The organism is Frankia gtarii, from assembly GCF_025403375.1.
GTDB classification, from domain to species: Bacteria; Actinomycetota; Actinomycetes; order Frankiales; family Frankiaceae; genus Frankia; species Frankia gtarii.
Genome location: NZ_JAMPTM010000344.1, coordinates 1 through 6,518 on the forward strand (window position 1 = coordinate 1; position 6,518 = coordinate 6,518).

Below are 6,518 nucleotides of genomic sequence, written 5' to 3' on the forward strand. Positions count from 1 at the left end.
GCCCCGTCCCGCTCCCCCTCCCGGTGCCGGTCCGGCGGGCGGGCACCGGGGAGACCCTGGAGGTGATCCGGTGACCCGGCAGGTCGACCTGGCCGCATCACCCGCCACGCCCCCGCCGGGAACCCCGGCGACCGCCGGCGTCTGGACCGCGGTGTGCCACTACACCGATCTGGTGCCCGAACGCGGCGCCGCGGCGCTGATCGGAGACCTGCAGGTGGCGATCTTTCGTACCTTCGACGGCCGGCTGTACGCCCTCGACAACCGGGACCCGTTCACCGGCGTCCACGTCCTCGCCCGCGGCATCGTCGGCAGTCGCGGCGAGGCCCCGACAGTGGCGTCCCCGCTGCACAAGCAGGTCTTCGATCTGCGCACCGGTGCCTGCCTGGACGACCCGCGGGTAACCGTGATCATCTATCCGGTGCGGGATCGTGACGGTATGGTCGAGATCTGGACACCGAGTGGATGAGGGGCCGGTCGGCACCGTCGTGGAGACAATCGAGGCGCTGGCTGGCTACACGATCGGCATCACCGCGGCCCGGCGCCGCAAGGAACTCGGGGCGGCTCTGGAACGCCGCGGCGCGAAGGTGGTCTACGCTCCGGCCCTCCAGATCGTGCCGACGACAGCCAACTGCGGCGGGCCACCGAACGCTGCCTGAACGCGCCGCTGGACATCGTGGTCGCCACCACCGGGATCGGGTTCCGCGGCTGGATGGACGCCGCCGAGGCCTGGGGGCTGGCCGAGAAGCTGACCGAGGCCATCGACACGGCCACGGTGCTGGCCCGTGGCCCCAAGGCCCGCGGTGCGATCCGCGCCAGCGGGCTGCGGGAAGCGTGGTCGCCGGAGTCGGAGTCCTCCAGCGAGGTCCTCGACCATCTCATGTCCGGTGAGGACCTGGCCGGCACCCGCATCGCGGTGCAACTGCACGGCGAGCCGCTGCCGGACCTGGTCGACACCCTGCGTCTGGCCGGCGCCGAGGTGATCGAGGTCCCCGTCTACCGATGGGTGCCCCCCGACGACACGGCACCGCTGCGGCGACTCGTCGACACCGTCACCGTCGGCGGGGTCGACGCGCTCGCCTTCACCAGCGCCCCCGCGGCCGCGAGTTTCCTGCAGACCGCCGACGCCCAGGGCGTCGGCGCCGCCGTCCGAACCGCGCTGCGCGGCCCGGTGGTCGCCGCCTGCGTCGGCCCGGTCACCGCCGGCCCCCTGCTGCGCGAGGACATCCCGGTCATCCAGCCCTCGCGCAGCCGGCTCGGGGCGCTGGCCCGCGAGATCGTCGAACAGGTCCCCGCCCGCCGCGGGCAGCGGTTGCCCGCCGCCGGACACCTGCTGGACGTGCGGGGCCAGGCGGTCGTCGTCGACGATCGCCTGGTGCCGTTGAGCAGCGCGAGCATGGCGCTGCTGCGGGAACTGACCGCGAAACCCGGGCAGGTCGTCTCGCGTCGGCGGCTGCTCGCCGTCGCCCCGGGTGACGGCTGCGACGAACACGCCGTCGAGGTCGCCGTCGGCCGGCTGCGCACCGCCCTGGGCGACCCACGGATCGTGCTCACCGTCGTCAAGCGCGGCTACCGGCTCGCCTACGAACCCGAACTCGTCGCCGGCCCCCACACTCCGTGGCGGTACTAGGGCGCGTCTTTGGTTGTGATCAGGATGCGAACACGGTGGAGACCACGCCCAGCGCCCCACCGCGTCCCGCCCATTCACACCAGCCCCAGCGCCAGCGATCATGGCGTTCCCTCAGGTCAGTGGTGTCCGGGGCTGGTGCTGTTGCAGGAGGTCAATCCCGGCCCGCGGGCCCGTAACCGCCCTCAACCTCCTGCAACTACCCGCGCCACCACCGGGAACGGAATCATCGCGCCCCTCAGGTCGACACGGTTCGACGCCCCGGTCGGGACGAGACCCCTGGCGGCTGCCTCACCGGCCGCCGACTCCACTGCCCGACGATCCGGATCAAGGAGCTCCGCGCGGACCACCCTCCGATCACAACCAGATACGCGCCCTAAACGCCGGGCAGGCGCCGAGGGGAGGCGCGCAGGTACACCGTCCAGGTCAGCGCGACGCAGCCCAGGTAGTAGGCGATGAACGCGATGTAGGCGGCGTCTCCGCTGCCGTTGCTGAGGAACGCCTGCCGGAACGCGATGTTGACCAGCACTCCGCCGAACGCCCCGATCGCGCCAGCGATGCCGATCACCGCGTTGGCCAGCCGCCGTGACTCGCGCTCGGCCACGTCCGGTTCCGCTTCCGCGCCGCCCTGCGCGGCCCCGTCGCTTCGCCCGGCCGCATGGCTCTTGGCGCGGAAAATCGCCGGGATCATCTTGTAGGTCGCGCCGTTTCCGATGCCGGACAGCACGAACAAGGCGATGAACCCGACGTAGAACAGGGGTAGCGACTTCTCCCGCGAGGCCACCAGCACCAGCGCGGCAAAGACGGCCATGGCCGCGAAGCTCCACACCGCCGTGCGCGCACCGCCGATGTGGTCTGCCAGCCATCCTCCGAGCGGGCGGATCAGCGATCCCACCAGCGGGCCCAGGAACGTCAGGTAGGCAATCTTGACCGGGTCGACCTTGCCGGCGGTCAGGAAATGGCTGCCGAACTGGCCCTGCAGTACCTGCCCGAAGGCGAATCCGAACCCGATGAACGATCCGAACGTGCCGATGTAGAGCAGTGAGATGATCCAGGTGTGCGGGTCGTGGCAGGCGTCGCGCATCGCCCGCTTCTCGTTGCGCACATGAGCGATGTTGTCCATCCACAGCGTCGCCGCCAGCGCGGCGAGCACGATCAGCGGGATGTAGATCCCCAGCAGCACCCGGGGATGGCCCTTGCCGGCTGTGGCCAGCACGGCCAGCCCCACCACCTGCACGACCGCGACCCCGAGGTTGCCGCCGCCGGCGTTCAGGCCGAGCGCCCGGCCCTTGAGCCGCTGCGGGTAGAAGGAGTTGATGTTGGTCATCGACGAGGCGAAGTTGCCGCCGCCCACCCCGGCCAGCGCCGCCAGCACCAGCAGCGTGCCGTACGAGACCCCTGGTTTGAACAGGAACGCCGCGGCGATCGTCGGGATCAGCAGCAGGCTCGCGCTGACGATCGTCCAGTTCCGGCCGCCGAACTTCGTCACCGCGAAGGTGTAGGGCAGCCGCACCCCGGCGCCCAGTGCGGTCGGCAGCGTCGTGAGCAGGAACTTCTCCGCCGCTGCATGTTTCGGATCGGCGCTGATCCCGTACGCCGGCGTCAGGAACAGCACGAACACCGACCACAGGCTCCACACCGAGAACCCGATGTGCTCGGAGAGCACCGAGACCAGCAGGTTGCGGCGTGCGACCCGAGCCCCGGTCCGCCGCCAGAACCCCTCGTCCTCCGGCCGCCAGTCCTCGAGCCACCTGCCCGCGGGCGTGGCGGACCCGGTCGGTTCCGTGCCCCGAGGAGCGGTTGTTGTGGTTGTCATCAGGCGTCCTTCGCATCCGCAGCGGCTGTGACCGGCTCAGCTACGGACGCTAGGAAACCCCGATTGCCCTGTCATGCGGTGCGTGCAACGCCGAGGAAACGATCCGCGCACTGAGTGCGGACCCGCCCGGAGAGATCTGGCCTGGGCCTGTTTCGAGCCGGGTGACGGCGTCCGTCCGAATAGGCGGATCTCATGAAGGTCATTCCGCTCCATTGACGAGGCGCGTGACCACTCGTGGGAGGTCCTGTGGTGGCACTGTTGCATTGCGAGCAGCCGGGACATGCCGGACCCTCGAGGGCGCGGCGCTCGGACGGCATGGGCGAGTTCGGTGAACGCGGCCGCAAGCCGCAGCCGCGGGTTGGTGTCGACGGCGAGTTCGTAGTGGCCGCGGCGGATGTTCTGAACCAGAGCGTGCCCGGCGCTGATCGTCTGAACAGGGCGCAGCCGTTTCGGACCGTGCATCGGCCGTAGTCGGGCCTTGAGCCGACTATGGCCGGCTTCGATCCGGTTGTTCTCCCGGGTGGCATCGACGTACCAGGCATCGGGGAGCAGCTCGTCAAGAATCCGCGGGTAGACGGGTGCCTTGTCGGTGTTGACCGAGACCGGCCGGTGCCCGTGGGACAGAGCCCGGAGGAAGAACCTGCGAGCGGCGGCCTGGTCGCGGTGGGTGCCGGCGAGCACGCCGGTGACCTGTCCGTGCTGGTCAACAGCCCGGTACAAGTAGGTCCACCGGCCCGCCACCTTCACGCACGTTTCGTCGATGAACCACCTGTCGCCAGGATGGTCGGGAACCGGAATCCCTCAAACTCCGACACCAGGAGTGGCGGACGGGCAGCACGTCGACCCATTCCTCGATCATGCCGGCCGCGGCACTCCGCCGGGGGCCGGACCGGCCGAACGCAACAGACCCTCGGCGTCGTTCATCTGGGCGATCCGCCGGACATTTTTGCCGGTATCCGTGTGATCACATAAATACGTTGTAAGCCGGCTGTCCTCGCCGAGCCGCCGGCAACCGATAGCATTGCGCATCATTCGGGGAAGGTGTGCCTTTAGTTGATGCCGCGATGAAGCGCCGTACCCGGGCTGCAGGTCTTGCTTCTGGCTCGCCGGCACGCCGTTGACCTGGTGGCACGTCGCCGACTATTTCCATCTTCCGGGAAGCTTTCCGATGCTTTTTGCCTGGACACAAACCCGGAACTCCGGTGGTTTGGAGGTCAAAGAGTAAACCTTCTGATGTCTATGGAGGTTCGACTCCGTCGACTATCCCGTGGGTAACTCGTACGGCCGGCTGCGCCGATTCAACGGATCGACCAGCTAGATTTTCGCTCGCAGTAGTGGAGTCAATGAAAGTTGCGAGAAAGGGTACGGAATGAAGAACAGAACCGGACGTTACGCCGCTCTTCTCACGATGTCTGGTGTCGCGACCGGCGCCGTCTTGCTCGGTCCGGGTATGGCCATGGCACAGGCTGCGGAGCCGACCGTGGGCGCTCCCCCCGCAGGCGCTGCCGGGATCACTGGCATCCAGGACCAGTGGTTCCCGCTCTCCTGGTCGGAGTGGGATGCAAACAAGAAAGATCACAAGAAGCAGGAAATTGTCAAGAAGAAGGAGAAGGCGACCTTCGAGGGGGTGACCTGGTTCGACAAGAAGGACCACCACAAGAAGTGGGACGACAAGAAGTGGGACGACAAGTGGGGCAACGGGACGCAGCCGGGTGACGACCCGACATGGAACGACGACGACCCGGGATCGGACGTAGGGGATCAGGCGGCTCCCGTGGCGTGGGACCCGGACAAGGGCAAGTGGGACCACAAGAAGCGGGACGTCGTCAAGAAGAAGCAGAAGGCGACCTTCGAGCGGGTGACCTGGTTCGACAAGAAGGACCACCACAAGAAGTGGGACGACAAGTGGGACGACAAGAAGAGGCTGGGTGACGACCCGACCTGGGGTGGCGACGACCCGACCTGGAGTGGCAACGACCCGACGGGGAGTGGCGACGACCAGACCTGGAGTGGCGACGACCCGACGGGGATCGGTAATGATCCGACAGGGGACGACGGGGATCAGACGAACCTCGTGGCGTGGGACCCGGACAAGGGCAAGTGGGACCACAAGAAGCGGGACGTCATCAAGAAGAAGGAGAAGGCGACTTTCGAGCGGGTGACCTGGTTCGAAAAGAAGCACAAGAAGGACCACCACAAGAAGTGGGACGGCTGGTCGGAGCAGCGCGATCCAGGCTCAAGCGGTCCCGCGGATGACGTGGATGACACGGATGACGCGGAGGGCGTCGGCTTTGCTGGCTAGTACGGCAGCCGCTGTTGGGTAGTCGGCCGAGTGGGGCGCCTGAGTGGTGGCGCTCCGCTCGGCATGCGCCGCCGGGCGGTCGCGGGCGATGCGGCCACTGGCCGGTCATTGCGGGTTGGACGACTCGTGGAGATCGACCGGTGGCCGCGTGCCCCAAGCCGAGACCTACCGCCAGGCTGGCCGGCGTGCCGATCGCCGTTCCGCTCGACCGAGATGCCCTTACCGACGCGATGCGCGACCACGGCCACTACCACTCGGACACCATTCGTGCCCACCGCGCTCTCACCGACACTGTCCACCACCAGGGCGCCGACAGATCGCCCCGATCCGAACGGCCACCGACACCCGAAACCGGCGATTACCGCGTCGGCCCGTAACCGGCTGGGCCTCTTACCTGCCGATCACGGCAGTCCGTCAACGCGTGTCCGGGGACCCGCCGCCATCACCATTCGGGGACGCGTCCGCGTCGTCGGACAAGCGGCCGAGCCCCCCAACCTGTCGAACAAACGCGACCTCGCATCATCTGATCGGGCTCTCGTCGGCTCCACTCCCGCTCCTGCTCCGAAGCGAGGCGGTTCGTCAACTCGTTGTCGTCGCGGGACTGCCAGGTGCGGGTGAACGAGCCGTCCCAGTCGACCGGGCGCAGCGGCGGGCGGCCCCCGGATGGCGCATCCGACGGTTCCGCGGAACCGCCCCGCGGCGGCTCGGCCGGCTCCAAACCAGCGTCAGCGTGGGCGTCCGGCGGCGGCGGGGCTGCGTCCCGATCGGGGTTGGGG

At 68.5% G+C, this 6,518-nt stretch carries 5 protein-coding genes and 1 pseudogene; 4 read left to right on the forward strand and 2 right to left on the reverse strand.

Annotated features, from left to right (window positions below; all coding sequences use genetic code 11):
• Positions 1-70 precede the first annotated feature (70 nt).
• Genes nirD through NBZ83_RS28940 form a run of 3 tightly spaced genes read left to right on the forward strand, consistent with a single transcriptional unit; the run spans position 71 to position 1,627 of the window.
• The gene (nirD, locus tag NBZ83_RS28930) at positions 71-466 is read left to right on the forward strand and encodes a nitrite reductase small subunit NirD (RefSeq protein WP_261576212.1); all 396 of its coding nucleotides are present in this window, start codon (positions 71-73) and stop codon (positions 464-466) included.
• Complete coding sequence (locus NBZ83_RS34695; protein ID WP_261576213.1) at positions 459-656, forward strand: hypothetical protein; 198 nt, start codon at positions 459-461, stop codon at positions 654-656. Before nirD ends, NBZ83_RS34695 begins: the two co-directional genes overlap by 8 nt.
• Positions 657-673: 17 nt before the next feature.
• On the forward strand, positions 674-1,627 hold the full coding sequence (locus tag NBZ83_RS28940) for a uroporphyrinogen-III synthase (RefSeq protein ID WP_261576214.1): 954 nt from the start codon (positions 674-676) through the stop codon (positions 1,625-1,627).
• A gap of 373 nt (positions 1,628-2,000) precedes the next feature.
• On the opposite strand, the gene NBZ83_RS28945 is transcribed toward NBZ83_RS28940, so the two are convergent.
• Both NBZ83_RS28945 and NBZ83_RS28950 read right to left on the reverse strand, forming a co-directional pair.
• On the reverse strand, positions 2,001-3,440 hold the full coding sequence (locus tag NBZ83_RS28945; protein WP_261570192.1) for a nitrate/nitrite transporter: 1,440 nt from the start codon (positions 3,438-3,440) through the stop codon (positions 2,001-2,003).
• 309 nt (positions 3,441-3,749) lie between these two features.
• A pseudogene (locus NBZ83_RS28950) lies at positions 3,750-4,220 on the reverse strand (DDE-type integrase/transposase/recombinase); the annotation flags it as partial.
• Positions 4,221-4,809: 589 nt separating this feature from the next.
• Between NBZ83_RS28950 and NBZ83_RS28955 the strand changes: the two are divergent.
• Entirely contained in the window at positions 4,810-5,742 is a 933-nt protein-coding gene (locus tag NBZ83_RS28955) for a hypothetical protein (RefSeq protein ID WP_261570194.1), read from the forward strand.
• Positions 5,743-6,518: the final 776 nt, after the last annotated feature.

Coding starts and splice junctions, on each gene's coding strand:
- NBZ83_RS28945 (WP_261570192.1), bottom strand. CDS start 3,440: ATGACAACCACAACAACCGCTCCTCGGGGCACGGAACCGACCGGGTCC.
- NBZ83_RS28955 (WP_261570194.1), top strand. CDS start 4,810: ATGAAGAACAGAACCGGACGTTACGCCGCTCTTCTCACGATGTCTGGT.